The organism is Bacillus cereus group sp. N24 (genome assembly GCF_016483345.1).
Taxonomy (GTDB): Bacteria; Bacillota; Bacilli; order Bacillales; family Bacillaceae_G; genus Bacillus_A; species Bacillus_A toyonensis.
Genome location: NZ_JAEHCA010000010.1, coordinates 33,798 through 58,480, shown reverse-complemented (window position 1 = coordinate 58,480; position 24,683 = coordinate 33,798). Strand labels below are relative to the sequence as shown.

Genomic DNA, 24,683 nt, shown 5'->3' with positions numbered 1-24,683 from the left:
ATAATAGGTAAATACTACGTTAACTAAATATGAAACACCACTACTATAGTTCCTTTACCTCCTCCACAGCTCCCTTCAACCTCTGCAGCATATACCCGATCCCTTTACATCCTTCTAACGGATATGTAATGATTTCTTCTGGATATAACTTTGTGACTACTTTTTTATGCTTCTTTCCCGCAAGCAAAACAATTTCGTCAAACTGTATTAAACCTTTATCAATCATCTGTTTTTGTAGTTGCTCTATACTAATAACTTCATCACTCTTCGAATCAAATGCAAGATCATAGTTTTCTTGTACAATATCATTCGGCTTTAAAAATCCATGCTTTGCTGATAAAATAACCCAATCCTCAAAAAACTCAGTTGCGTACGCCTGACATGCTTTCCCGAAAGGACTAATATATACATTCTTCGCCTCAGTAGGTCCATAATCTACATACTTATCCCAAATTTTCTTCTTTCCACATGGGATTATACATAATCTTTTCATCTATATTTTTTACCTCTTTTCTTCCTTATGTTAAATCAATTATTTCATACATTTCCCTCGCAAAATACTATATAATAATTCCAAACGGTGCAATTGAATATTTTACCATATTTATATCGATTTCCACTCATATTTCACTTATTTTCAGAAGCATAGTCCCATTTTTTTCGTTCTACATCTACGTAGTACACTGCACTCTTTACAAATATAATACTACTTCATAAACATTTTGTGAGCTTAATCTTTAAAACGTATCATAAAAATTATAATATATGAATATATTTATTTTATTGTTTTTTTAAAGGAGGTGAACAATAATGAAAAATATTATCCCTGCACTATTCGTCTATTTTATCGTTTGTGTTATTGTTATGATTGTTCCAGCATCTGAAGGCTATAATTCTATTAGTTGGAAGTTGTTTGTTGGGCAAGTATACGCAATACCCATTTTCCTCATTACTGCTGTTATTACATTTTATATAAACAGGAAAAAGTCTTACGAATAAAGTGAAACTTTAACCAGTGGGGGTTTTCTTCATCCTTCACTGATTATTAGCCTTCACCAATCGGGCATTTACGGACAATTGATCCCCACTTAACTTCTTTATTTTCTATGAACTTTGAGGTAGGGGGCTAACTGTCCGTTAATACGGGATAAACAGTTATAAAAATAGCTAAGCTAATGCTATCCTTATTTTCATACCAGTATCCTATGTAACAAATAAAAAAGACAAGTAGCCATCCGACTACTTGTCTTTTTTTGTTAATCAGTACTGAATAGTATTAAGCTTGGAACGCTTCAGTTAATACTGGTACGATTTGTTTTTTACGAGATACAACACCTTTTAAAGTAGCTGTGTTGTTTTGTAATGTTACGTTGTATGCTTTCTCAACAACGTTTGCTGCTTTACCGATCGCAAGACCGACAGAATCGTTAGTTAAGATATCAGTTACAACGAATAAGAATAGGTCTAACCCTTTTTCTTCTACTACTGCAGAGATAACTTTTTCAAGTTCCGCTTGGTGTACAAGAACGTCGTTAGTATCGACAGCGTTTACTTGTGCAATTTCAACTTTCGCGTTAGCCATTTGGAATTCTTTAGCATCAAGAGAGATTAATTGCTCCATTGTTTTTCCGCTTAAGTCAGCACCAGCTTTTAACATTTCTAAGCCATAGCTATCTGCATCTACACCAGCGATTTCCGCTAATTCACGAGCTGCTGCTACGTCTTGTTCTGTGCAAGTTGGAGATTTGAATAATAAAGAATCTGAAATGATTGCAGATAACATTAAACCTGCAACTTCTTTACGAATTGTAACGCCATTTTCTTTGTACATTTTGTTTAAGATTGTAGCTGTACATCCAACTGGCTCACAACGGTAGTAAATAGGATCGCTTGTTTCAAAGTTAGCAATACGGTGATGATCGATTACTTCTAACACACGAACAGATTCGATATCGTTAGCACTTTGTTGACGCTCGTTATGGTCAACTAAAATAACGTTGTCCACTTCGCTTGCAACTGTCTCAACAAAACGCGGTCCTTCTACTTTAAAATAGTCTAACGCAAATTGAGTTTCACCGCTGATTTCGCCTAAACGTACAGGCTCAGCATTCATTCCTAATTCTTTTTTCAATTCTGCATAAGCAATTGCAGAACAAATTGCATCTGTATCTGGGTTTTTATGCCCGAAAACTAGTACTTTTTCCATGTTTTCCACCTCTTCATGAAAAGGATATCTTAAAGAAGCAAATATGACAATATTTAAAGCCGAATTTTTTATAAATAATTGTACTTTCTTCTATATTTTTCATAAAAAAGATCATCTAAAATGAATTAGATGATCAAAATGTATATTTAATTTAAAATAGTGTAGGAACTTGCACTGCATTGTTAAACGCAAAATTGGAATTTAAACCATTATTCACAAGGTTCACATCAATAACTTGATAAAATGCATTTCCAGTGTCCGCAATCTCCCAAACAGCTAAAATAAGATGGTAGCCACTACGATCAGTTGGTACATTTGCTTCATGCGTTACTGTTGTCCCCGGTCTAACTCCGCCATCATTTTTCACATAGAACGGCACTACATCTAAACTAGACCTTGTTAAAGGCATATTTGGATTCCAATCCTTCTTTGTAATGTAGTATTTCCATTCTTTCGTACTATGAGGAGCCGTTAGTTTCCACTTGAATGTATTCGTCCCGCCGTTTAACGTAACTTTCTTCCACCTATCCACTGATTGAGCGTCTAAAGCAGGAAAATGACCAGCACCTGCAATTTGTCCATCAGAAGGTCCTAATTGCGGAAAGCCGCCTATTCCTTCTACACTTTGTGGTTCATATTGAACTGGACCGCAATTTACATTTACCCCTTGCTTACATAAATAAGATCGGCTCGCTGGTGATTCTACATACCCATGAGCTGAAGCCTTTTCTGAAAATCCAAATGTTAATAATCCCGTAAGTAATATCCCACCACTTAACATAACTTTTTTCATCTTTTGTAAACTTGTCTTTTTCATTCTTTCATCCCCTTCCCAAAAATGAAACGAAAATAACTATAGTTGCCTAGTCATCTTCTCTACATCCATTATAAGTGGAAGAGCATTACTAAAAGAACCCTCTAAAAACTTTCTCAAATACGTTTAGCTACAAAAATATCAATTCTTCACGTATATTAATTACCAGTTATCACATCTATTATTTATTTTGTCGTTTTATTGTTAACTACTTACAATTATATATCACAGTGTAGCGTTGAAAAAAGTTTGATTACATTAACTCTATAAACCTAGATAAAATAATAAATAGAAAAAGTGGGTTTTGAAAAAGATTGATTATTACTTGATCCTTGTGCCATTAAAGCGTGCAATTACGAATTTGGCAAAGGTAGTCTAGTTATCAAATAGCCCTCTCCCTCTCAGATTTGCGGAAACTGGCTCCTTTCCTATCTCACGTGCCCATATAGATAACTGGCCGATATGATGGATTTCGTGGACAATGACATGACGTATTAACTCTCCGTTTGTACATTCAATGACTCGGCGCCTAATTGGTGCGTCTCTTGAGCTAATCGGCTCTTCCTTGAAGTCAGCTTTTGAAAGTTTCCGAGAATCCATTTCATTTGTCCAAGAAGTCACAAACGGCTTCACTTTCTCGCGGTATTGAGCTGAAAGATTTTTCACTTTTTGTAAGCTGGCATACTCTTCAAACACTGGTTCCTCAGGGACTGATTCGCCGCGCAACCCTAAGATCCACATATATTCCACATCTACAATATGAAATAGGGTATGTAGTATACTGCCGAACCCACCGACCCGTTTCTTTACCAGTTCTTCAGCCGACATGTCTTCGCACCATGTAAACCAATCATCACGAACTTGCCAGTTATATTGAAACAGTTTCAACATCACAGCAACCTCCATCTTTTAGATTAACATTTACTATTCACCAAATGGCTTCAAAATCCCTATTTTAATACTACCTCTTAAAAACCTGTTAAACTCTTATATAAACTGGACTTCAAATTGAACGTTCAATTTGAAGTTAAAGAATGAAAAGAAAAAAACTAAATCATTTTATAATAAATAACCGTTGCATCTAACTCACCATCCGGAGAAATTGCATACCCCGGTATTTTACCGGATTCTTGAAAGCCTAATGACTTGTACAATCTATTGGAAGGATCTCCTTCTCTAGTATCTAATACTAAAAGAGATCTGTTTTCTAGTTTCGCTCTTTCCTCTGCTTTTTGCATAAGTGAGCGTCCAATACCGTTACGTCTAAAATTCGAATGAGTCATTAACTTGCAAATCTCAGCTCTATGGGTCCCGTTAGGCCTTGTAACCAAATGTAATTGAACACTTCCTGCCACTTCATTGTTTATTTTAGCAACATACAATATTACTTCTGGTGCTAATACCGTTTGCCAATAATTTGTTGCTTCTTTTTGTTCCAGTGGAGGTAAAAAACCAATTGATGCCCCATCATCTACAACCGTTGTCAAAAGTTTAGAAAGATCTTCAATCTCATTTTCTAGTTGCTTCATTTCTTCAATTACTAAATTTCGCATTACTTTTCCCCCTTTTGTTTTCATTTTAACAATTTTTATAGCAGGAATAATTAAATATTAAGATGAAATTAATTAAGATACGATTTTTTAGAGAAAGGATCACTATATGAAATATATATTAGACAGGAAATACGCAAGAAAATTACTGGATTGGGCATATGAACAAAACCCAGGTCCTTGGTTCGAACATTCAATTCATGTTGCCAATGCAACTGAAAAAATAATTGTAGAACTTATAAAAAATGGGTATGACTTAGATGTTGATATAGCATATAATGCCGCTCTCCTGCATGATATAGGAAGATATAAAGGTTTTACTAAATCTGTTATTCATTCCTATGATGGTTACATGTATATGAATGATTTAGGGTATACAGGAAACGCCGTTATATGTGTGACGCATTCATTTCCTTGCAAAAATGAGCATATAGATATCGCAGCAGAGTGGAGCCTTGTTCCCGATTATATGAAAAGCCGGTTAATTGAAATATTGAATGAACATAGTGACTATGACTTATACAATAAAGTAATTACTCTTTGCGACGCTCTTGCTGATGCAGATGGTTTTACTACGCTTGAAAGAAGATTGGTTTCTGTTGGTTTACGTCATGGCACAACCTCTCATACTTCTTCACATTGGAAAGGATTCTATACAATTAAGAATGAATTAGAATCTTTAATTGGGAAGAGCATATACACCCTTCTCCCTGATGTAGAGAAATCAATTTACAAGAATACAGAATATTAAAACAATCATAACTTAAAAACGATACAATTTGTAAGTATGCTTCTAAAAAACTCATTTAAAAGTGGAGGGATTACTTATTAGTAAAATAGGATTTGACTTAATAAATCATGAAGGTAACTTAAATATTGGATATGAAGATATAGTTGATATCTCTAGGAAATGTAAATTTTCTAACTGTTCACATACAAATGAACCACAATGCGCGGTTAAAAAAGCCATGTCTGATGGAATTCTTTCTGAAGAAATATTTAAAAATTATTATAGGCATTTAAACGAGGCACAATATGTTTCTATGCAAAGAAATAAAACAAAAGCTATCGACTATATGAAGCAATTGAAACTTTTTCAAAAAAATTAGGATAAACTAGAAAACCCTCCTTAAAATAATATTTTAAGGAGGGTTTTCTAGTTTAATGACTTTGATTTTTTAATTCCACCATACACTCTTGTACTAAAGTTACTGCTTGACTCATTGCAGCTCCGCCAGCAAACGCGGTCGAAACACCACAAGCTTCTAAAATTTCTTTATCAGAACATCCTTGGTCAATACATCCCTTTGTATGATAAATCGTACAATATTCGTCTTGTGTTGCTAAACTAATCCCTAATGCAATAAGCTGTTTTTCTCTTTTAGTTAATGCACCCTCCTGAAAACACGCTTGTGTAAAAGCGTTATAGGTTTCTGCAATTTCAGGAATTTGTTGTGTGAAATTCCCAATACCTTCTTTGTAATGAAGTAATACATCATTTATAGAGCCAAATTGTTGATTTTCCATCGTATATCCTCCATTCATTTTTTTACACTTACTTTAGTATGAGATAAAATGAATGATATATACAAATATTCACTTTAAAAATAGAAGGAATTTTCAGTTTATTAAACTTTTAAATTTACACGTTTACAGTTTCAGCCCATCATCCACCGACATTTTTTCTTTAGAACTTTTCCTTTCTCCCTCTTTACTTCGCTCTTCCCAAATCGTTAAACCTTCCATTCCTACTTTTTTAGGATCAAATATTGGATCTTTCCCTTCTTTTTTCTGCGCCTCATAATCTTTTAACACTTTTAATGCGGTTTTGCTTAATAATAGGATCGCAATAAGGTTTAACCATGCCATACTACCGATTCCTAAATCTCCAAGATTCCATAAAAGTGAAGCTGATTCTACGCTACCGATGTATACCATAATTAAAAATCCAATTTTTAAAACTGGTTTTAACCATCCATATTTCAATTTACGATCTAAATAAGTGAGAGTCGTTTCTGCGATATAGTAATAAGCAAGCAAAGTTGTAAATGCGAAGAAGAAGATTGCGATTGAAATAAATATTGGACCAAATCCAGTCATAACAGTTTCAACTGCTTGTTGTGTATAAATAGGACCTGCTTCTACATTGCCTATATTTTGTACAATTGCACTTTTCCCTTCAGGTATAACATTGTACATACCTGTTATTAATATCATAAGCGCTGTCGCTGTACAAACTACAATTGTATCGATATATACAGAAAACGCTTGAACTAACCCTTGTTTTGCAGGATGCGATACTTCTGCAGCAGCCGAACTATATGTTGCCTCTCCAACACCTGCAACGTTTGAAAACACCGCTCGCTTTACACCCCATGCAATTGCTGCACCAACGATTCCGCCAAACATTTCATTTACACCAAATGCACTTGAGAAAATTAAAGCAAACATACTTGGAATTTCTGTTACATTTGCAATTAAAATGATGCATGTAACAATTACATAGCCAATTGCCATAAAAGGTACTAACATTTGTGACACACCAGCAATTCTTTTTACTCCCCCAAAAATAATCGCTGCTAGTAACACAACTAAAAATATACCTGTTACATATTTACTAATACCGTTAGAGTTTTCAAATCCAACAGCGATACTACTCGATTGAATACCTGGTAATAAAACGCCGTATGAAAGTGTTACAACTACCGCTACAATGACTGCAAACCATTTCATTTTTAAACCTTTCTCAATGAAATATGGTGTACCACCACGATATTCATTTCCTACTTTACTTTTGTATACTTGAGATAATGTTGATTCAACAAATGCGCTAGCGGCTCCTAAAAGTGCCATCACCCACATCCAAAATACAGCGCCCGGTCCTCCAAAAGCTATCGCTGTTGCTACCCCTGCGATATTACCTATTCCAACCCTTCCTGATAGAGCCAAACAAAATGCTTGGAAGGATGATATTCCAGTCTCTGAACTTTTCCCTTCAAAAAGTAGCTTAATCATCTCTTTAAAATAACGAATCTGTAAAAAACGAGTCGCAATGGTAAAATACACTCCTGCTCCTAATGCGAAAACAACTAAACCTATACTCCATACTTGCCCCACTAACCACTCTACTAACTTTTCCATCCAAATCCCCCTTATCATTCTTTTGAAAAAGTAATTTTATATATAAGAAAACGGACAACCTTTATCCCACATTCCAGTTGTCCGCTTCTCATACTATTTCATCATTCTTTTATCTCACTATTCATCGTCTGCAAGACTCTCACAAACTAGTTTTTCACTTAATATTAACCCAAACACTCTTCACTTCTGTATAATTATCAAGCGCATAGGAACCTAGTTCGCGCCCAATACCAGATTGCTTATATCCACCAAATGGTGCAGCTGCATTTTCTAAGTTATAATCATTAATCCATACTGTTCCTGCCTTTAATTTATTGGCAACTTGATGTCCTGTTTTAATATTTTGTGTCCATACGCCTGCTGCAAGTCCATATGAAGAGTGATTTGCCCTTTCGATTACCTCTTCTGTTGAATCGAATGGAAGTACAACGACAACCGGTCCAAAGATTTCTTCCTTAACAATTGTCATATCATCAGTAACATTTGTGAATACAGTTGGCTGAACAAAATAGCCTTTTTCAAATGCACGTTCACCACCAGCTGCAACAGTAGCACCTTCCTTCTTTCCTTGTTCAATATAATGCAGCACACGCTCTTGTTGTTTTTTAGATACGAGTGGCCCCATTTCTGTATCTGTTTCCATCCCAGCTCCAAGTTTAATATTATTTGCCCTTTTTACTAACTCTTCTACTACCGTTTCATAATGCTTCCGATGAACGAATACGCGGGATCCCGCACTACAATTTTGGCCATGATTATACATAATCCCTTGGAATGCACCATTAATCGCTTCTTCTAAATCAGCATCTTCTAAAATGATATTTGGTGACTTACCACCAAGCTCTAACGTTACATGTTTAATTGTTTCTGCAGATTGACGCATAATATATTTTCCTGTAACAGTAGATCCTGTAAAAGCAACTTTATCAATATCATGATGATTTACTATCGCAGCTCCTGCTTCAGGGCCGAAACCTGGTACAAAGTTTACAACACCGTTTGGAAAACCAGCTTCTTTAAAAAGTTTTGCTGTATATAGCAACGATAAAGGTGTTTGTTCTGCAGGTTTTAATACAATCGTACAACCAGTTGCAAGTGCAGCTCCCATTTTCCAAGAAGACATAACGAGCGGAAAATTCCACGGAATAATTTGACCTACAACACCAACCGGTTCATGGCGTGTGTAATTTAAGTAATCTTTTGAAATCGGAATTGTTTGTCCGATAATTTTTGTAGCCCAACCTGCATAATAACGGTAGTTTTCAACCGTCGCTGCAATATCATCTTCAAGTGCTACTTGATATGGTTTTCCATTATCTAATGCTTCTAGCTGTGCTAATTCTTCTTTATGTTCTTCAATTAAATCCGCTAGTTTATATATAAGATGTGCTCTTTCAGCAGTAGTCATTTCTGTCCAAGGGCCTGATTCAAAGGCCAATCTCGCGGCTTTTACTGCGACATCAATATCTTCTTCTTGTGCTTCACATACGACAGCTAAAACATCCTCTGTTGCTGGATTATATGTTTCAAACGTCTTCCCGCTAATAGAAGGAACAAATTCACCATTAATAAACATTTTAATCTCTTCATTTAAAAACGCTTTCACTTTTGGTTTTAGCTCAATGTTTGTCGTTAACATATATACACGCCTCCCTATTTAAACAGCTGCATGAGCTGCGATTTCGGATAATATCGTTTGAAGCTTTTGATCTTCTACTTCAGTTAATCCTAATCTCGGATAACGAGAAGGTCCTCCAACTTGCCCGTGTAATTCCATTGACCGTTTAACAATTTGTACATATTTCCCTGATCCTTCAAGAAATTCACAAAGCGGTAAAATCGCATCGTTTATCTCCCATGCTTTTTCTAATTCACCATTTTGAAAATGCTCATACATTTTCGTAACGAGTCCTGGTACGATATTTCCTGCAACTGAAACCCATCCCGAGGCACCAACTAAATAAGACTCCATTACTAAATCTTCAGATCCGCAGAAAACTTGAAAAGCACCTTCGCCTTGTCTTACTAAATCTCTTGCTTTACGAATATCTCCACTAGACTCTTTAATATGTGTAACATTTTCACACTCTTTTCCAATTCGAAGCATTAGCTCTGTACTCATATCAACACCAGAAGTAAATGGATTATTGTATAACATAATTGGTATATTTACAGCGTGTGAGATTTCTTTAAAATGAAAATAAATTTCCTCTTCCTTCGGTTTACAATAGTAAGAGTTTATAATTAATGCGCAATCCGCTCCGTGTGCTTCTGCATGTTTCGTATATTCAATCGTTTCTTTCGTCGTTTCTGCTGCAGTTCCAACAATGACTGGAATACGGCCATCGACTTCTTTTAATACTGTTTCTACCATGTTAAATCGTTCTTCTTTTGATAAACTAACAAACTCCCCCGTACTTCCATTAATAATAATTCCAGCTACCTTTTGCTCAATAAAGTAGTTTACGTTTTGTTTTACACCTTTCCAATCAATCTCTTGAAATTCATCCATTGGTGTTATTAATACTGGAAATGCCCCTTTAATTTTTTGCATATTTATCTCTCCCTTTAACATTTTATTTTAATAAAAAACCTGTTGGAAATGGATCAGTAGGGTCTAATAGAAACGTCTGCATCCCTGTAATAAATCCTCTACTCTCAAAACGGAAAATATATCCTAATTCTTCTTTCTTCACTTTTTCTACTGTTATAAAGCTATTAAATATACTTTCATTTTTAAAAGGTTTATCCGTTATATACTCATTATTAAATAACGCATGTACATAGGACACAATAGTAGAAACAAAACCGGGAGAACGGACAATAAAGTTATCTTCATGAAATGTAATCGACTTTATATGTTTCTCTTCTGTTTGCGAAGAATCTACTAAAATAAGTCTTTTTATAAGCGACTGTTTTTGTATCGCTTGAAGTGTAGCTTCTCCCCATTTCTTTAATTCAGAGATATTTTTAATACCAATTTCTGGTGAATATGCATCCTTTTCTACAACTGCATATACTTTATCAGCCTGTATAAGAGAGTAACGTATATTACCAATCTTCAAATCTTTCTCAACCATATAACATAGTTTACTTTCAAACGACACCGATATCACTTCATCATCCACTACATAGGCATGGACTGAAAATATTCCAGATAGTGTTTCAATTTTGTATTGATTAGACTCTCTCTTTTTTAAATATCCACTTTCTAGTAACATCGTTATTACTGCGACAATACCTCCATAATGAAGAGGAATGGTTCCTTCATGATTAAAAAATAACACAGCTGCATCCACTTCCTTATGAATAGAAGGAACGACAATACCTCCATTTAACCCAATAAAACCACGTGGTTCATTTAATAAAAGCTGCATTTCTTCTGCTAATTCGCCTGAAAATTGTTCATTTAAATGTTCTAAACTGTAGTAGTATTTGCATGGTACGTCCTTTATTACACGAAACGCTTCGCCAGCTACGTGCACATCTACTGCTGTATACATTTTTTGAATGTTCATTTTACATCCTCCGTTTCATGTTCCATCGGCGGAATTAGCAAAAAGCCTTCTTTCAGTGGATCCTTTTCATTGTAGAAAAATCTATGCATCCCCATAAGCCAAGCTGAGCCGGTAATCTTTGTTACTACCGCTTCAATATTTTCTACATATGTTGTATTGATGACACACCCTTTAAATAGTGAACCTACAATACTCTCATGAACAAATTCTTCATCGATGTCGATTTTTTTATGAGCGTATAATACAGCTAACTTCGCTGATGTTCCTGTACCACATGGAGATCGATCAATTCCTCCTGGCGGAACAACAACTGTATTTTTCACATGCGCACTTTTATGAGTAGGATCTGTATAAAATTCAACATGTGTTAATCCTTTTATAAACGAATACTCTGGATGAATAATTTCAAACTTCTCATTTATTGTGTTTCGAATATGAATCGCCTTATCAATAATTATGGATGCATTTTCTGGTACTAACTCTAAACCTACTGACTTCGCATCGATAATGGCATAAAAATTCCCTCCATACGCAATATCAGCCTCTACAGTTCCAATTCCTTCGACTTGTACAGTAATATTTTTCAGTAAAAAAGCTGGTATGTTACAGAATGAAACTTCTTTCGCCTTTCCATTTTGAACAGTAATATCCACTTCAACTAAGCCGGCTGGTGTATCAAGCTTTAAAGAAGTAATCGGTTCAACTATTGGAATTAAACCTGATTCAATTAAAGCTGTACACACACCAATTGTATCGTGACCACACATCGGTAAATATCCACCTGTCTCTATGTATATAACGCCTATATCAGCTTCAGGATGACACGGATCTGTTAACAATGCTCCAGACATTACATCATGACCACGCGGCTCATTCATTAACAATTTGCGAATCCAGTCATATTCCTTTTTCATATGTAACATCTTCTCTGCCATCGTCTCTCCAATTAACTTAGGAAGTCCGCTAATTAATGTCCTCGTTGGATTCCCGCCCGTATGTGTATCAATCGTCGTAAAGACTCTTTGTGACCTCATCCGTTTAACACCCTTTCTGTAAAACGACTCAAACGAAGTGGTTCAATAGGAATAATTGTTTCTTTTTCATTTAATAACTCTTCAATCACTTTCCCAGTAACTGCCGCAAGACTAATTCCATCACCTTCATGTCCAGCTGCAATATAATAATTCGGAATATGATCCACTCGTGAAATAATTGGCAAATGATCTTCTGTCCACGGACGTAAGCCGGCATATGAACGAATCACCATCATATCTGCCATTTTCGGATAAAAACGAATTGCTCTGTTCGCAATGCATTTAATAACCTCGTTGTTAATTCTCGTATGAAATCCTACAAACTCTCGACTACTACCAATTAAAAAATTTTGGCTTTCTGTCGGTTCAAATACAAGAGCTACCCCGTATTTTTCCGTTAAAGCATCCACTTTTCGTTTTCCGCCAAATTTAGAAATTAAATAACCAAATTCCATTACTTTACGGCAACCTACATGTTGTTGCCTTGAGGCTACAATAATATGCCCTTTTCTCGGTTCGATTGGAATATTTACATCTAACATCTGCCCGATTTTAGGAGCCCACACACCGGCTGCGTTCACAACTTGCTTCGCAGTAAACGTCCCATTTGTCGTTTCTACAATAAAGGAGCCGTCTATATCTCTTTTCATTTCTTTTACTTCTGTATGATTAATCGCTTTCACACCCATTTTTTTCGACTCTGCTAGAAGTGAAAATGCAAGGAGATATGGATTTACAGTAGAATCAGTTGCGCATTCTAAACCACCCAATAAATCATCCGCAAAAAATGGTGATTCCTCTCTTATATCTTGCCTATCAAGCATTCGAAACGGTAACCCAGCATCTTTTTGACGATTCACCCATTGCTGCGCTGCCTCCATCTCTTCGTCTGATTCACAGACTAGAATACTTCCTGGCGCCCTATATTCAAATGAGTGCTCCAACTCCTCACTTAAATCTGTTACTAATTTTTGACTTACTAATGACATTTGACTATCAAACCCTGGGTCTTTATCAATCGCCAAAATGTTTCCGTCACACCGTGAAGACGTCCCACTGACAAACTCACCTTTTTCAATGATTGTTACGTCTCTTCCGTATTTTGAAGTGTAATATGCAATAGAACATCCTATAATTCCACCACCTATTATTAAAACGTCACAGTGCCTCACAAAACACCCCTCCTTTCACTTACATCTCTCATTTTCTTTTATGCAATTGACGTGCCAACTCTACATATATACACTTTTTATAAATAATATTTTTATTTGTAAAAATATTTTAAATTTATCGTAAATAGGTGTATTATTTTTTTATCACTGTCTAAATTTTTATACATATCAGGAGGACGCTATGACATTTTCATTTCCAACAATCAAAGAGTTTATGAACATTTTGTCTATCGATTATACAAGTAGCATGAAACACATTAACAAAGTAGATGGGACATTTTATTACCTCCCTTCTACTACAGAAGAATATAGTTGCGGCTATATATATGAGGACGACTCATTCACAACTTTAATTGATGCACTTTCACATGCATTAGCCGTTGTCATCATTAACAAAAACGAAGAGCCAATATGTTGTATAACGGCTCAGCAAATGATTCCGTTTCTTTATAAGTCTTACACTGAGCTACAATCTTTTTATAACACTGTAATTCAAACGACTGATTCTTCTGTTACAGTCATTGATGAAAAAGAATGTGTCCGTACGTGGACAGATGGTGCTGAAAAAATCTTTTCGGTTAATCATAATGAAATTATTGGACAACCAATTACTCGTTTTTTTGATTATAAAGACTTGGAAATCTTGCAATCATTGCATGACGGAAAAAGTATAATCGCTCAATTCCATCAGCCTCGTCCTGATTTGTTCGTATTAATAAATTCAAACCCCGTTTTCTGTAACGATGAAATTATAGGAGCAGTCGTTTCAGAAACAGATGTGACAAATCAAGTTGTATTGAATGAAAAACTATTTAATATGTCACATGAAATGCACCGATTAGAGCAAGAAGTAGCAAAATATAAAGATACATCCGATCCTTTCCTCGCGATGAATGGAAAAAGCCCTGTTATACAAAGGACTATTCAATTAGCTAGAAAGGTCTGTTCAGTGAAATCAACCGTTTTAATACTCGGCGAAAGCGGTGTCGGAAAAGAAGTATTTGCGAAAGCAATACATGAAGCAAGTGAGGCAGCAAAGGCGCCTTTCATTTCAATTAACTGCGGCGCAATTCCAGAAGCGTTATTTGAAAGTGAATTATTCGGATATGAACGTGGGGCGTTTTCTGGAGCGAATAGTAAAGGAAAAAAAGGTAAAATAGAGCTCGCTCAAGGTGGTACTTTGTTCCTTGATGAAATAGGTGAAATGCCTCTCGATATGCAAGTGAAACTTTTACGTGTATTGCAAGAAAGAAAGTATTACCGAGTTGGTGGAGAGAAAGAAATAAATATTGATTTCCGTATTATCGCTGCTACAAATCGTGATTTACAAGAAGAAATGCGAAAAGGAACTTTCCGAGAAGATTTATACTATCGTTTAAATGTAGTTAGCTTACAGATTCCACCGCTGCGAGAAAGACGAGAAGATATTATTGAATTAACATACTCTTTCTTAAACGATTTTTCGATTAACTATAACAGACCTATTCGTGACTTACCTTCAAGCATTATGCATGAACTACTTCATTACGATTGGCCTGGTAATATTCGTGAACTTCGAAATGTAGTTGAGAGACTCGTCGTATTTGCGACAGACGGTATTATAAAACAAGAATATTTACCATTTCATACAAATGATACTTTAGACAATCATACGTCTCATTCCCTATTACTCAACAATAATTATACGATTCTTTCTTTACAAGAAGAGATGGATGAACATGAGAAAAAAGTCATTGAAAGAGCTTTACACATTTTAAAGGGGAATAAATTAGAATGTGCGAAACAACTTGGGGTAACGCGAGCCACTTTATATAATCGTTTAAAAAAACTTGGGTTACAATAAAGTGAAGCATTAATCAGTGGGGGTTTTGTTCATCCCCACTTGATTATCAGCCCTCACCAATCAGGCTTTTACGGGCAGGTGATCCCCCTCCTAACTTCTTTACTTTCGCTGGATTTTGCGGTGGGGTCTTACTGCCCGTTAATGCCGGATAATTCTTAACTCCTCTATATTGGCATAGTTTTTGCATTATAATTTGTGCAAACCGAACTAGAGGAGGAATACATATGACGAATAAAGAGAACTTAATTGTTTGTCGTTGTGAAGAGGTTACATACGGACAACTTCAATCGACAATTGCTGAATATAAATGCTCGGCAAGAGAATTAAAACTAAGAACACGTGCCGGTATGGGATTTTGCGGTGGCCGCACATGTAGAATGATGTTAGATCGAATGATTGAAAGTGCAAATCCTGACGTAACTCCTAATGAAATACCGTTAAAATATCAACCACCAATACGTGCTGTTACCTTTGGAACGGTAGGTGATAATAAATGAGTAGAATTACACATCACCCTATTTTAGGTAGTTTACATAATAGTCAGCGCATCACTTTTCAATTTAACGGGCAACAATATGAAGCATATGAGCATGAAACAATTGCTGCTGCCCTGCTAGCAAATGGAATACGAACGCTACGCGTACATGAAGATAGCGGGAACCCGCGAGGTATTTATTGTAATATCGGTCATTGTTCAGAATGCCGTGTGACAGTAAATAATCAAACGAATGTACGCGCATGCTTAACAGTTGTAGACAACAATATGATTGTTGAAAGCGGAAAACAGCATCCAAATATCGTGAGAGAGATGGTGAAAAAGCGATGATCGATGTAATTATTATTGGTGCAGGGCCGGCAGGATTATCAGCTTCCATCTCTTGTGCACGTTTTGGACTTAACGTACTTGTTATTGATGAATTTATGAAACCTGGCGGGAGATTGTTAGGACAGTTACATCAAGAGCCTACTGGAGAATGGTGGAACGGAATTGAAGAAGCAAAACGTCTTTACGAAGAAGCCGAATCACTGTCAGTCGATATTCGGTGCGGTGTTTCCGTCTATAATTTAGATAAAGATGATAGTTCTTGGTTCGTACATACAAATATCGGTACGTTAGAAGCTCCGTTCGTATTAATTGCTACTGGCGCTGCGGAGTATTCTATCCCCCTTCCTGGCTGGACACTTCCAGGAGTTATGTCAATTGGAGCGGCTCAAGTTATGACAAATGTTCATCGCGTGCAAGTCGGAAAAAAAGGAATCATTATTGGTGCTAACATTTTATCATTCGCCATTTTAAATGAATTGCAATTAGCTGGAATTAAAGTGGATCATATCGTACTACCTGAAAAAAGTGAGTTAAGCCAAAAAGCGGGTGAACCAGAAGAAGTTTTGAACTCCCTTTTAAATGCAGCTCATCTCGCTCCTTCTGCTTTTTTGCGTATAGGTAGCCGTTTTATGAAATATGATTGGATTCGAAAAGCCGGATTAACCTTCTATCCAAATAACGGAATGAAAATAAACGGGACACCACTTCATCTTCGGAAAGCTGCACTTGAAATTATTGGAACAGATCAAGTTGAAGGTGTTCGTGTTGCTACTATTGATTCTAAAGGAAACATTATGAATGGATCAGAGAAGATATATGAGGCAGATTTCGTTTGTATCGCTGGAGGTTTATATCCGCTTGCTGAGCTTGCTGCTGTAGCTGGATGCCCTTTCCATTACATCCCAGAATTAGGTGGACACGTCCCTCTTCATTCCGAAACAATGGAAACCTCTCTTCCAGGTTTATTTGTAGCCGGAAATATTACTGGGATTGAAAATGGGAAAATCGCGATGGCGCAAGGGAGTGTCGCTGGATATTCAATCGTAAAACAAGCTAATATAAAATCAAATTCAGTTGAACAACACTTACAACAAGCAATCCAACATGTTCACACCGTACGCCATCATGCTGCGATTCAGTTTAATCCAATGATTGATGCTGGTAGACGAAAAATGAATGAAATTTGGCGTGATTATTCCACCACATATGCACATACTAAAAAGAGCTGCTGAGATTACTCTCAACAGCTCTTTTCACTACTCATCCGAGTTATTAAATTTCGCTAATGCATAAATGCCTTCTTCATCATCTAATTCAAGTTGTAATCTTGCTGCGAATGAATTGACATTGTATTCTCTGTCAAGTAATAAGCGTAGTGCCTCGATTAAGTTCGCTTGAATTAAAATTTGTTGACGACCATTTACCTCTACTTCAGCAGAGAAACCATACTCATCATCATACATTAGTTCAACTAATACTTCTTCTGGACCCACTTGTCTTTTTTCAGCGATATATACGCAAAGCGCATTTATAAGCTCTTGCTCAGAAATTTTTATTGTTTCCATGCTACTTCATCTGCCTTTTTCTTACGTTGATCTTTGAAGTATTTAAATGCACGAACTGCTAACATTACGATACCAGCCATTACTAACATATTTACCATAAACGCTAATACAGAACCAAGAGCTCCCATATTTGCAAATAAGCTACCCATTAGTAAACCACCAAGACCACCTAGTAATAAACCTTTCATAAAGCTTCCTTTATTACTTTTTGGCGCTGTGTTTGTTGCTTTTGTTTTTGAATCTGGATTCGTTTTTTGAGAATTCACGTTTGAGTCTTTTTTGTTTAAATCAACTTTTGACTTTTGACCTGAACTTGGTGTAAATGATTTTTTACCAGATTTGTAACTCTTCGCTGCTGCGTGATCTACAAACATGAAGCTACTAGCTCCAAAGATAACCATGAATGCTGTCATTACTGCTACAAGTTTTTTCAACATATTATATCCATTCTCCTTTTATATAGATATATGTGAAATCTATCTTTCTTGTAAATTTAGAATGATAGATTTGTTTTTAAGAACATTTTAAAGGTTCTTATGAACTTATTATATGAACTTTTGTCGAAATATGCAAGTATTATTTACTTTCAACAGTTTGGTCACAAAGGAAAAATTAAGCAAAACAGAATTGACTTTAAATGAAACAAAACATATTATAAGTTCATAAGAACTTTTTATTATTTTGGAGGTGAAAAGATGGAAACATTTCATCTCACACGAAACGAAATGGCTACCCTTCTTCTATCACTAAGAGGATGGAATACGAAAAAGCCTCTCGGTATTTTACAAGAAGCTTGGGCAAAGTCACATAAAAAAGATATTGAAAGCGGACAAAGCGTTACAGCTTTTATTACTACCGCACTTTCACCTATTTTTGAAAAGCTGATTAAAATTGACGATACTGATGTCGGTTTTTCTTTAAATGAAATAGTTGCGCTTGGCAATCAGATTGAAAACACAAGTTTCTCTGTAACTGCTATGCAAAACTGGGTGAAACGAGATATAAAAGAAATGATTGGCTCTCCTCAAAAAGGGAAAAAATATTCAATTGAACAAGCAGCCTTACTATTTATTGTCGAAGATTTAAAAACAGCACTTGATTTTGAATCCATTCGTAAGCTATTACGCCTTATTGTAAATGACCCAGCCGATCGAAGTGATGATTTAATCAATCCTGTTCATTTATATGTAGCATACTCTTCTCTATTTGAAGAACTCAATCAAGGGAATTGCTTACAATTAAATGCAACAGATACCGTTCATACAATTGAAAACATCGTAAAAGAAAAAGCTGATAAAATCGCAAGCAAGTTCGATCAAATTAATAACGAACAACGCGAAGCAATTCGTAACGCTATTATTATTGCGACCCTTTCTGTACATACCGCATATGTACAAATGTTAGCGAAACGTTACGTAACAGCAACGTTATTTTTACAAAACTTAGATGTGAAACCGTAAAAAACAAGCATCCCCCTGTCCTACGTATATGACAGGGGGATGCTTGTTTTCAATCAATATAAACTACACAAATCATTTTACATTTAAGTTTCGTTCTACAATAGCTCTTGATTATGTAAAAATCATTACTAACCTAACATTCAACAATGTTCATTTCTTTCTATTAAGTTCCTATCAGATTTTCTCGATAAACTTAATTACTTCATTTTTATAATTATATTTATCATTAATTTCTTGTAATAATTCAATATCATGCGTATGAGTTTTTCCTGTCTCTAGCAGCTCACGGTATAAATCAATATAAGGAAGATTTTTATTAGTGGCATTTTTATATTCCTTTTCTACATCGTAAAAAACCTTTTTAAACCTCACGTCAGTAATCCCTGCCTCATCAATTTCAAGAATTGCATACTGAGCACGTAAGTCAGAGTTTAGCTTATTCCACTTGTAAAAAGGTTGTCCAACTGTTCCTGGGTTAATAATTAATTGATCATTGCTACTATAGCGCAACAATTGATGGTGGGTATGAGCGTAAATCGCAATATCATAATCACAATCAAATAACCGATCAAACTGTTCTTGATTATTAGTGGGCCATAAATCCCCTCCGTAATTTTTATTTTGTAGATTATGACTAATACTTATTGATAAATCATTAACCTGTTTTGTTATATATAATGGTAAATTTTTAATATGATTAATATAGTTTTTATCCAAGTTTTCACATTGATACTGAACTAATCTAGAAACATAAATATCGGTTGCGTTATCAATATCAATGTTTTTATTAAGAACGTCAAGAAAGCTATCTTCCCAGTTTCCTTGTACATAAGTATCAACGTTAACACTATCTAACATTTCAAATAAATCATTCGATCCAGGACCAGGCATAATTAAATCTCCTAAAAACCAATAATCAGTCACACCTTCTTTCAAAGAATCTTCGATAACTGCTTTTAAAGCAGTTGCATTTCCATGTACATCTGCCAGTACACCAATTTTATGTTTCATGTATTTCATCCCCCTAAATTAACATTATATTCCGAATTAACTGCGTGTATTTTTCTATATTGTTTCTTCTTTCTTAACTCTGTGCATATCATACACTTTCACTTGATTCTCTATATACGATTTTTCTTTTTTAAATCCAGCTTTCTCATAACAACGAATGGCCCTCTTATTATCTTCCCTAACTTGTAATACAACAGCTTCTATATCAGGATCTAAAAATGATTTACTAATAAAATACTTTGTAATCTCTGTTCCAAGCCCTTTTGAATATAAATTCGAAACACCAATGAGGATAGAGTATTCCATCATGTACGCATCTTCATATTTCTTCTTTTTTAATCCGACTCTCCCTATTACTTCATCTTCTACTACTATTACATGATAGCTCGCATAAGACCGCGACAATTTTTCAGTCCAATACTGCCGAAGCTCTTCAATTGTATATCGCTTAAATGATTTCACATCTGCTATATTTTGTAATTCCTCATTGTTATACCATTCTAATATAATTGATAAATCATCTATTTGTAATAAACGTTCATGCCAATCCATATTTTCACCTCATCTACATTTCAAATTACTACACCTAATTAAAAAGAATACGCATATTCTTTTTTAGGCAATTTTACTATCTCTTGAATGAAATTCGATTTTTCTAAAATGTCATCTAGCTGCCCCTCACTATAAACATAAATACCACCTACGTATGAACTGTAAGCCTTTTTCTCAGTTATTACCACTGCGGTGCTATTTTCCTTTTTATAATCGCCTTCTATTCCTTTTTCAAATGACAAACTTTTAGTTGCTGAGAAGTAAAGATGGATTAATGCTGCTATTTCTATGTCATCTGATTTTGCAAAGCACTTTATTTCATTTATAATCATTTCATCTTGTAACGGAAGAAAGTCCTCTATCTCTATCTGCTTTCTTTTATAAAAGAAATTTTGTATCTCAGGAGTATGGAACGAAAGATTTTTCTCCTTTATCTTTTGAAAAATGGATTGCAACAATAAGTCTTTCCCTACTACAAACGGATGGCCAAAGCCATTATTGTAAAGCCCTTCTTTCATTTTCATTAGTTGTTCAATGTACGGGATTCCTTGTTCTACAATAACCAGTTTACCGTTAATAAAACGCATATTAGCAATCAATCCTTCTATTCGCAAGCACTCGAATTCAAGCGAGGAATAATATAAATCTCTATTCCAAAAATCTAATTGATCCATTCCTAATGAATTAAATAATAGTTCATCTATAATTGGAAAAACTCCATCTTCTGTTAAAGCTTTCATTACATCATCTAATAATCCATGAGTCTGATTTAAAATCGCTCGTATTTTTTCATCCTCTTGAATGATTCGTATCGTCCACTCACCATGATCTTCACCTGATATTTGCTGAAAACAATGTGAATACGGACCATGTCCAACATCATGTAGAAGAGCTACAGTAGATACTAGCTTTCGTTCATATTTCGATAAATGTATATCACCGATCTCAGTAAGGTGTTCGATCACTTTATTTACTAGTACATATACACCTATCGAATGTTCTTCCCTCGTATGTATTGCGTTCTCATGTAAAAAATAAGTATGTCCTTGTTGTTTAATATAGGCCAACCTTTGAAATGCTTTTGTATCTATTAATTGAAGGATATCTCTATCATGAATATAGATTGGGCCATAAATTGGATCTGCAACATGCATACATTCTCCTCCTATTTTGTAAATTAAAACCTATATTATTATACTTAATTTTCAGTCTATTATCATTAACATATGAGAAATTTTTAATAAACTTTTCATTATTTCTGCATGAAAGCTTGGCTTATATCCTTTACTATAATACTTATACGAGACATAAAAGAATTGAAATAGCAATCCCCTATATAAATAAGGTATAATCTACATATAGTGAACCTTTTATATTGTTAAGTAAAAGGGCCTACATTCAAAAATCCATACATTAGAAGGTGCAACAATGTTAAGTAGTGTTATTCACTCAGTATTAACGTTTTTTGAAGGATTAGGTTATTGGGGCATTATGCTTGGACTAATGATCGAGATTATTCCAAGCGAAATTGTTCTCGCTTATGCAGGATACTTAGTATTCAATGGTAGCATCTCATTTATAGGTGCAGTTGTATTTGGTACTATTGGCGGCGTTATTGCTCAAATCTTTATTTATTGGATTGGACGATACGGTGGACGCCCTATATTAGAACGTTACGGAAAATATATTTTCATTCATAAAAAACAAATCGATGCTGCCGAAGATTGGTTTAATCGTTACGGAACTGGCGTAATTTTCACAGCTCGCTTCATTCCGGTAGTGCGTCATGCGATTTCAATCCCTGCTGGTATTACAAAAATGCCATTACTACGTTTCACTACGTTAACGGCACTTGCAATCATCCCTTGGTCTATTATTTTTATTTATTTAGGTGAAAAACTAGGTGAAAACTGGGAGAATATTAATGATATTGCTGGACCGTATGTGAAATCATTCGCTATCGGTGGCGTCGTACTTATTCTTTTATATTTCGTAATAAAAAAGTGGACAAAAAAACGTAAAAAACCTGCTTAAGATAATAAAAAAACCGCTAAAAATTCATTCAGAATTATAGCGGTTTTTATTATAGGCTTGATTATGTATTAAAAATTGTATTATTTCCTCTTTATGCTTCAACTCTGCCATTTATAACCCACTCCTAATAACACCTTCTAGAAATTGTATGAAAAGCCCCCATATTTACATGGATAAGCAACAATTTAGGCATTCCTTTCGTATATTATCCCAAAAAGGAGTGACTCCCCCAATGCACTGGCAACAAAAAATACCATACTTAATTGGACGCCCTATCGGCATTTCCTTCATGAATGGGCAAGGAACTACTGGGGTATTATGTTCAGCACATGATGGCCAATTATATGTGTATGAATACCTTTACCAATCTCAGTTCGCGATGAAACATTATGATTTCAGACAAATTCAAGATATACACGCATATCCGAATTGCCCACATCAAAATCCTCTTTATTAAGAAACAGGAACAGCTCATAGCCGTTCCTGTTTCTTAGTTGTTATTTCTCAGAATAAAACTTCTGCACAGCTTCATCAAAATAGATCCAGCCTTTCCAGCCTAGATGAATCGTATCTTTTAAGAAATACTTATCATATTCATGGCTAGAGAAATCGACTACTGGATACCCTGCTTTCTCAACTTGCTCTCTAACCTTTGTATAATACACTTCACGGCGTTCTTTCGGGAAACCAGCGTAATCATACCAAGGTCCATTTACAGGTACAGAGATAAAGAGTGGCTTAACATTTTTTTCTTTGAAAAGATCTAAAACAATTTGTAAGTCATCATATTCTGGTGATTCATCATACGATTCATTTGCTCTAAAATTTTTTAGGCCTTTTAATTTTTTCTTTAAATTATGTTTATAGTAATACGGGTTTTCAATTCCAAATGTATTTGTAGTAGACTCCGCTTGCCCTTCTTGTTCCGCATGTTTACGTGCATTCTCCCAAGAAATTGAACGTAGTCCCATATTTGTTTTCTCTTTCATCGGTTCAATCTTAAATAAAGAATTAAATAAATCTCTATGATCTAAAATGTTTCGGTACATATAAGCAAGTGGTTTGGCTAGACCTGCTTTTATGTTATGTTTCGTATCATTATAAACAATACCTTCTAATGAATTTTTTAATATATCATCTTTTTGAACAACTTTATAATCTAATAGTCGTTTCGCGATTTGCTTCTTCATTTCAGGTTTAATGTCATCATTAAAAATAAAATGATATGCTTGTTGTTTGGAAAAATTATTAGTAAAATCTCCTTGTGATACACCCGTTTTTGTAAACCATTGTGGCGAAAGAACAAAGACGACTTTTTTACCTTCCAAATCATCCATTGTAGACGTCATATTTAAAATATGAGCTAAACTTTGCGTACCGCCAGTTCCAATTAAAAATGGTGTAAAACCTGCTGGATTTACTTTGAAATAGTTAGATGGATGGTATGCATCCATTCGTAAAAATTCAGATGAACCGTACATCGGTAAATACTGCGAATTCTCTAACATTTTCTGTTGTAAGAAAACACTTTGTAGTTTTTCTTTTTGTAAGGACGTTGCCGCATCTTCTATCTTTTTATCACTAATTAGCGATACTAAACTTTTAGACGGAATAAGCAATACAATGAAAAAAAGTACACAGGCTAAAATAATTGGTCCGAAAGCATGCTTCATCTTCATTAAATATTCCTCATTCCATTACTATTAAATTGTAACCCTTGTTTTTGACACGTCATCTTTTCTCTCCTTTTTCTCTATACATGTTCCATTCTATTTATCTATTATATACATGTATGTATTTCCTTCCTTGTTCTATTAAGTCCTATACAAATAGCGCAAGCAAATGTTTCCATAGAAACACGTTAATTATACAAGATTCTACATAAATTTCACACTGGAATTTTAGTAATAATTTTATTTTTAAACGTCGAAAAAACAAATGAAATGTCTATAATTCA

Annotated in this window: 28 protein-coding genes; 10 read left to right on the top strand and 18 right to left on the bottom strand. The window is 34.9% G+C overall.

The annotated features are described in order from the left end of the window. Positions 1-43: 43 nt before the first annotated feature. Positions 44-493 (bottom strand): DUF6884 domain-containing protein, encoded by a 450-nt coding sequence (locus tag JDS95_RS16085; RefSeq protein ID WP_085450259.1) that lies wholly within the window; start codon positions 491-493, stop codon positions 44-46. 317 nt (positions 494-810) lie between these two features. Here JDS95_RS16085 and JDS95_RS16080 point away from each other — a divergent pair, with 317 nt between their 5' ends. Further along, the gene (locus tag JDS95_RS16080; protein WP_085450260.1) at positions 811-999 is read left to right on the top strand and encodes a DUF4017 family protein; all 189 of its coding nucleotides are present in this window, start codon (positions 811-813) and stop codon (positions 997-999) included. Between the two features lie 277 nt (positions 1,000-1,276). Here JDS95_RS16080 and ppaC read toward each other — a convergent pair whose 3' ends face one another. The 4 genes from ppaC to JDS95_RS16060 all read right to left on the bottom strand — a co-directional run bounded on the left by ppaC (position 1,277) and on the right by JDS95_RS16060 (position 4,573). Then, positions 1,277-2,206: a manganese-dependent inorganic pyrophosphatase gene (gene ppaC / locus JDS95_RS16075; RefSeq protein ID WP_000416867.1), complete on the bottom strand. Its 930-nt coding sequence runs from the start codon at positions 2,204-2,206 to the stop codon at positions 1,277-1,279. A 151-nt stretch (positions 2,207-2,357) separates the two neighbouring features. Further along, positions 2,358-3,023, bottom strand: coding sequence for a lytic polysaccharide monooxygenase (locus tag JDS95_RS16070; protein WP_000753785.1), 666 nt, complete (start codon positions 3,021-3,023; stop codon positions 2,358-2,360). A gap of 372 nt (positions 3,024-3,395) precedes the next feature. Then, positions 3,396-3,911, bottom strand: a complete 516-nt coding sequence (locus JDS95_RS16065) for a DinB family protein (protein WP_000915561.1) — start codon at positions 3,909-3,911, stop codon at positions 3,396-3,398. A 158-nt stretch (positions 3,912-4,069) separates the two neighbouring features. Then, complete coding sequence (locus JDS95_RS16060; RefSeq protein WP_085450261.1) at positions 4,070-4,573, bottom strand: GNAT family N-acetyltransferase; 504 nt, start codon at positions 4,571-4,573, stop codon at positions 4,070-4,072. Between the two features lie 106 nt (positions 4,574-4,679). Between JDS95_RS16060 and JDS95_RS16055 the strand changes: the two genes are divergently transcribed. Next, complete coding sequence (locus tag JDS95_RS16055) at positions 4,680-5,321, top strand: HD domain-containing protein (protein ID WP_085450262.1); 642 nt, start codon at positions 4,680-4,682, stop codon at positions 5,319-5,321. 61 nt (positions 5,322-5,382) lie between these two features. Continuing rightward, a complete protein-coding gene (locus tag JDS95_RS16050) occupies positions 5,383-5,679 on the top strand; it encodes a ribosome small subunit-dependent GTPase A (protein WP_176220228.1) in 297 nt (98 codons plus the stop codon). 52 nt (positions 5,680-5,731) lie between these two features. On the opposite strand, the gene JDS95_RS16045 is transcribed toward JDS95_RS16050, so the two are convergent. The 7 genes from JDS95_RS16045 to JDS95_RS16015 all read right to left on the bottom strand — a co-directional run bounded on the left by JDS95_RS16045 (position 5,732) and on the right by JDS95_RS16015 (position 13,435). Further along, positions 5,732-6,097 carry a carboxymuconolactone decarboxylase family protein gene (locus JDS95_RS16045; protein WP_000431413.1) on the bottom strand — a complete coding sequence of 122 codons (366 nt, stop codon included), beginning with the start codon at positions 6,095-6,097 and terminating at the stop codon, positions 5,732-5,734. Positions 6,098-6,220: 123 nt separating this feature from the next. Beyond that, the gene (locus JDS95_RS16040) at positions 6,221-7,711 is read right to left on the bottom strand and encodes an alanine/glycine:cation symporter family protein (RefSeq protein ID WP_085450263.1); all 1,491 of its coding nucleotides are present in this window, start codon (positions 7,709-7,711) and stop codon (positions 6,221-6,223) included. A gap of 154 nt (positions 7,712-7,865) precedes the next feature. Beyond that, positions 7,866-9,350, bottom strand: coding sequence for an aldehyde dehydrogenase family protein (locus tag JDS95_RS16035; protein ID WP_000958331.1), 1,485 nt, complete (start codon positions 9,348-9,350; stop codon positions 7,866-7,868). 18 nt (positions 9,351-9,368) lie between these two features. Beyond that, the gene (dapA, locus tag JDS95_RS16030) at positions 9,369-10,265 is read right to left on the bottom strand and encodes a 4-hydroxy-tetrahydrodipicolinate synthase (RefSeq protein WP_001169442.1); all 897 of its coding nucleotides are present in this window, start codon (positions 10,263-10,265) and stop codon (positions 9,369-9,371) included. Between the two features lie 22 nt (positions 10,266-10,287). Continuing rightward, entirely contained in the window at positions 10,288-11,229 is a 942-nt protein-coding gene (locus JDS95_RS16025; RefSeq protein WP_085450264.1) for a proline racemase family protein, read from the bottom strand. Then, a complete protein-coding gene (locus JDS95_RS16020) occupies positions 11,226-12,263 on the bottom strand; it encodes a proline racemase family protein (RefSeq protein WP_001257526.1) in 1,038 nt (345 codons plus the stop codon). The genes JDS95_RS16025 and JDS95_RS16020 overlap by 4 nt, the downstream gene beginning before the upstream one ends. Further along, on the bottom strand, positions 12,260-13,435 hold the full coding sequence (locus JDS95_RS16015; protein WP_195754679.1) for an NAD(P)/FAD-dependent oxidoreductase: 1,176 nt from the start codon (positions 13,433-13,435) through the stop codon (positions 12,260-12,262). The genes JDS95_RS16020 and JDS95_RS16015 overlap by 4 nt, the downstream gene beginning before the upstream one ends. 181 nt (positions 13,436-13,616) lie before the next feature. Here JDS95_RS16015 and JDS95_RS16010 point away from each other — a divergent pair, with 181 nt between their 5' ends. The 4 genes from JDS95_RS16010 (at position 13,617) to JDS95_RS15995 (ending at position 17,336) form a co-directional block, all read left to right on the top strand. Further along, positions 13,617-15,278, top strand: a complete 1,662-nt coding sequence (locus JDS95_RS16010) for a sigma-54 interaction domain-containing protein (RefSeq protein ID WP_000144299.1) — start codon at positions 13,617-13,619, stop codon at positions 15,276-15,278. Positions 15,279-15,502: 224 nt separating this feature from the next. Then, positions 15,503-15,775 (top strand): (2Fe-2S)-binding protein, encoded by a 273-nt coding sequence (locus JDS95_RS16005; RefSeq protein WP_000182287.1) that lies wholly within the window; start codon positions 15,503-15,505, stop codon positions 15,773-15,775. Beyond that, the gene (locus JDS95_RS16000; protein ID WP_000087052.1) at positions 15,772-16,104 is read left to right on the top strand and encodes a (2Fe-2S)-binding protein; all 333 of its coding nucleotides are present in this window, start codon (positions 15,772-15,774) and stop codon (positions 16,102-16,104) included. The genes JDS95_RS16005 and JDS95_RS16000 overlap by 4 nt, the downstream gene beginning before the upstream one ends. Further along, a complete protein-coding gene (locus JDS95_RS15995; RefSeq protein ID WP_000567615.1) occupies positions 16,101-17,336 on the top strand; it encodes an NAD(P)/FAD-dependent oxidoreductase in 1,236 nt (411 codons plus the stop codon). The genes JDS95_RS16000 and JDS95_RS15995 overlap by 4 nt, the downstream gene beginning before the upstream one ends. A 24-nt stretch (positions 17,337-17,360) precedes the next feature. On the opposite strand, the gene JDS95_RS15990 is transcribed toward JDS95_RS15995, so the two are convergent. Next, entirely contained in the window at positions 17,361-17,669 is a 309-nt protein-coding gene (locus JDS95_RS15990) for a YxcD family protein (RefSeq protein ID WP_000447764.1), read from the bottom strand. After that, the gene (locus tag JDS95_RS15985; RefSeq protein ID WP_000914476.1) at positions 17,657-18,106 is read right to left on the bottom strand and encodes a hypothetical protein; all 450 of its coding nucleotides are present in this window, start codon (positions 18,104-18,106) and stop codon (positions 17,657-17,659) included. Before JDS95_RS15985 ends, JDS95_RS15990 begins: the two co-directional genes overlap by 13 nt. Before the next feature lie 258 nt (positions 18,107-18,364). Here JDS95_RS15985 and JDS95_RS15980 point away from each other — a divergent pair, with 258 nt between their 5' ends. Then, positions 18,365-19,129 carry a DUF1836 domain-containing protein gene (locus tag JDS95_RS15980; protein ID WP_000447231.1) on the top strand — a complete coding sequence of 255 codons (765 nt, stop codon included), beginning with the start codon at positions 18,365-18,367 and terminating at the stop codon, positions 19,127-19,129. A gap of 174 nt (positions 19,130-19,303) precedes the next feature. On the opposite strand, the gene JDS95_RS15975 is transcribed toward JDS95_RS15980, so the two are convergent. The 3 genes from JDS95_RS15975 to JDS95_RS15965 are packed head-to-tail and all read right to left on the bottom strand — an operon-like array spanning position 19,304 to position 21,846. Next, positions 19,304-20,140, bottom strand: a complete 837-nt coding sequence (locus JDS95_RS15975; RefSeq protein WP_000680883.1) for a metallophosphoesterase family protein — start codon at positions 20,138-20,140, stop codon at positions 19,304-19,306. 54 nt (positions 20,141-20,194) lie between these two features. Next, complete coding sequence (locus JDS95_RS15970) at positions 20,195-20,692, bottom strand: GNAT family N-acetyltransferase (protein WP_000383783.1); 498 nt, start codon at positions 20,690-20,692, stop codon at positions 20,195-20,197. Between the two features lie 38 nt (positions 20,693-20,730). Further along, positions 20,731-21,846: an HD domain-containing protein gene (locus JDS95_RS15965; RefSeq protein ID WP_000557840.1), complete on the bottom strand. Its 1,116-nt coding sequence runs from the start codon at positions 21,844-21,846 to the stop codon at positions 20,731-20,733. Positions 21,847-22,120: 274 nt separating this feature from the next. Here JDS95_RS15965 and uptA point away from each other — a divergent pair, with 274 nt between their 5' ends. Together uptA and JDS95_RS15955 are read left to right on the top strand one after the other, a co-directional pair. Further along, on the top strand, positions 22,121-22,726 hold the full coding sequence (gene uptA / locus JDS95_RS15960) for an undecaprenyl phosphate transporter UptA (RefSeq protein ID WP_000953235.1): 606 nt from the start codon (positions 22,121-22,123) through the stop codon (positions 22,724-22,726). Positions 22,727-22,958: 232 nt separating this feature from the next. Continuing rightward, positions 22,959-23,183, top strand: a complete 225-nt coding sequence (locus tag JDS95_RS15955; RefSeq protein ID WP_085450270.1) for a hypothetical protein — start codon at positions 22,959-22,961, stop codon at positions 23,181-23,183. Between the two features lie 40 nt (positions 23,184-23,223). Here the strand turns inward: JDS95_RS15955 and dltD are convergent, their stop codons facing one another. Next, the gene (dltD, locus tag JDS95_RS15950) at positions 23,224-24,405 is read right to left on the bottom strand and encodes a D-alanyl-lipoteichoic acid biosynthesis protein DltD (RefSeq protein ID WP_000782332.1); all 1,182 of its coding nucleotides are present in this window, start codon (positions 24,403-24,405) and stop codon (positions 23,224-23,226) included. Between the last annotated feature and the right edge of the window lie 278 nt (positions 24,406-24,683).

Coding starts and splice junctions, on each gene's coding strand:
- JDS95_RS16045 (WP_000431413.1), bottom strand. CDS start 6,097: ATGGAAAATCAACAATTTGGCTCTATAAATGATGTATTACTTCATTAC.
- JDS95_RS16020 (WP_001257526.1), bottom strand. CDS start 12,263: ATGAGGTCACAAAGAGTCTTTACGACGATTGATACACATACGGGCGGG.
- JDS95_RS16005 (WP_000182287.1), top strand. CDS start 15,503: ATGACGAATAAAGAGAACTTAATTGTTTGTCGTTGTGAAGAGGTTACA.
- JDS95_RS15975 (WP_000680883.1), bottom strand. CDS start 20,140: ATGAAACATAAAATTGGTGTACTGGCAGATGTACATGGAAATGCAACT.
- JDS95_RS16055 (WP_085450262.1), top strand. CDS start 4,680: ATGAAATATATATTAGACAGGAAATACGCAAGAAAATTACTGGATTGG.
- JDS95_RS16070 (WP_000753785.1), bottom strand. CDS start 3,023: ATGAAAAAGACAAGTTTACAAAAGATGAAAAAAGTTATGTTAAGTGGT.
- JDS95_RS15985 (WP_000914476.1), bottom strand. CDS start 18,106: ATGTTGAAAAAACTTGTAGCAGTAATGACAGCATTCATGGTTATCTTT.
- JDS95_RS15980 (WP_000447231.1), top strand. CDS start 18,365: ATGGAAACATTTCATCTCACACGAAACGAAATGGCTACCCTTCTTCTA.
- JDS95_RS16010 (WP_000144299.1), top strand. CDS start 13,617: ATGACATTTTCATTTCCAACAATCAAAGAGTTTATGAACATTTTGTCT.
- JDS95_RS16025 (WP_085450264.1), bottom strand. CDS start 11,229: ATGAACATTCAAAAAATGTATACAGCAGTAGATGTGCACGTAGCTGGC.
- JDS95_RS15965 (WP_000557840.1), bottom strand. CDS start 21,846: ATGCATGTTGCAGATCCAATTTATGGCCCAATCTATATTCATGATAGA.
- dapA (WP_001169442.1), bottom strand. CDS start 10,265: ATGCAAAAAATTAAAGGGGCATTTCCAGTATTAATAACACCAATGGAT.
- JDS95_RS15970 (WP_000383783.1), bottom strand. CDS start 20,692: ATGGATTGGCATGAACGTTTATTACAAATAGATGATTTATCAATTATA.
- JDS95_RS15995 (WP_000567615.1), top strand. CDS start 16,101: ATGATCGATGTAATTATTATTGGTGCAGGGCCGGCAGGATTATCAGCT.
- JDS95_RS15990 (WP_000447764.1), bottom strand. CDS start 17,669: ATGGAAACAATAAAAATTTCTGAGCAAGAGCTTATAAATGCGCTTTGC.
- uptA (WP_000953235.1), top strand. CDS start 22,121: ATGTTAAGTAGTGTTATTCACTCAGTATTAACGTTTTTTGAAGGATTA.
- dltD (WP_000782332.1), bottom strand. CDS start 24,405: ATGAAGATGAAGCATGCTTTCGGACCAATTATTTTAGCCTGTGTACTT.
- ppaC (WP_000416867.1), bottom strand. CDS start 2,206: ATGGAAAAAGTACTAGTTTTCGGGCATAAAAACCCAGATACAGATGCA.
- JDS95_RS16035 (WP_000958331.1), bottom strand. CDS start 9,350: ATGTTAACGACAAACATTGAGCTAAAACCAAAAGTGAAAGCGTTTTTA.
- JDS95_RS16085 (WP_085450259.1), bottom strand. CDS start 493: ATGAAAAGATTATGTATAATCCCATGTGGAAAGAAGAAAATTTGGGAT.
- JDS95_RS16000 (WP_000087052.1), top strand. CDS start 15,772: ATGAGTAGAATTACACATCACCCTATTTTAGGTAGTTTACATAATAGT.
- JDS95_RS15955 (WP_085450270.1), top strand. CDS start 22,959: ATGCACTGGCAACAAAAAATACCATACTTAATTGGACGCCCTATCGGC.
- JDS95_RS16060 (WP_085450261.1), bottom strand. CDS start 4,573: ATGCGAAATTTAGTAATTGAAGAAATGAAGCAACTAGAAAATGAGATT.
- JDS95_RS16040 (WP_085450263.1), bottom strand. CDS start 7,711: ATGGAAAAGTTAGTAGAGTGGTTAGTGGGGCAAGTATGGAGTATAGGT.
- JDS95_RS16080 (WP_085450260.1), top strand. CDS start 811: ATGAAAAATATTATCCCTGCACTATTCGTCTATTTTATCGTTTGTGTT.
- JDS95_RS16065 (WP_000915561.1), bottom strand. CDS start 3,911: ATGTTGAAACTGTTTCAATATAACTGGCAAGTTCGTGATGATTGGTTT.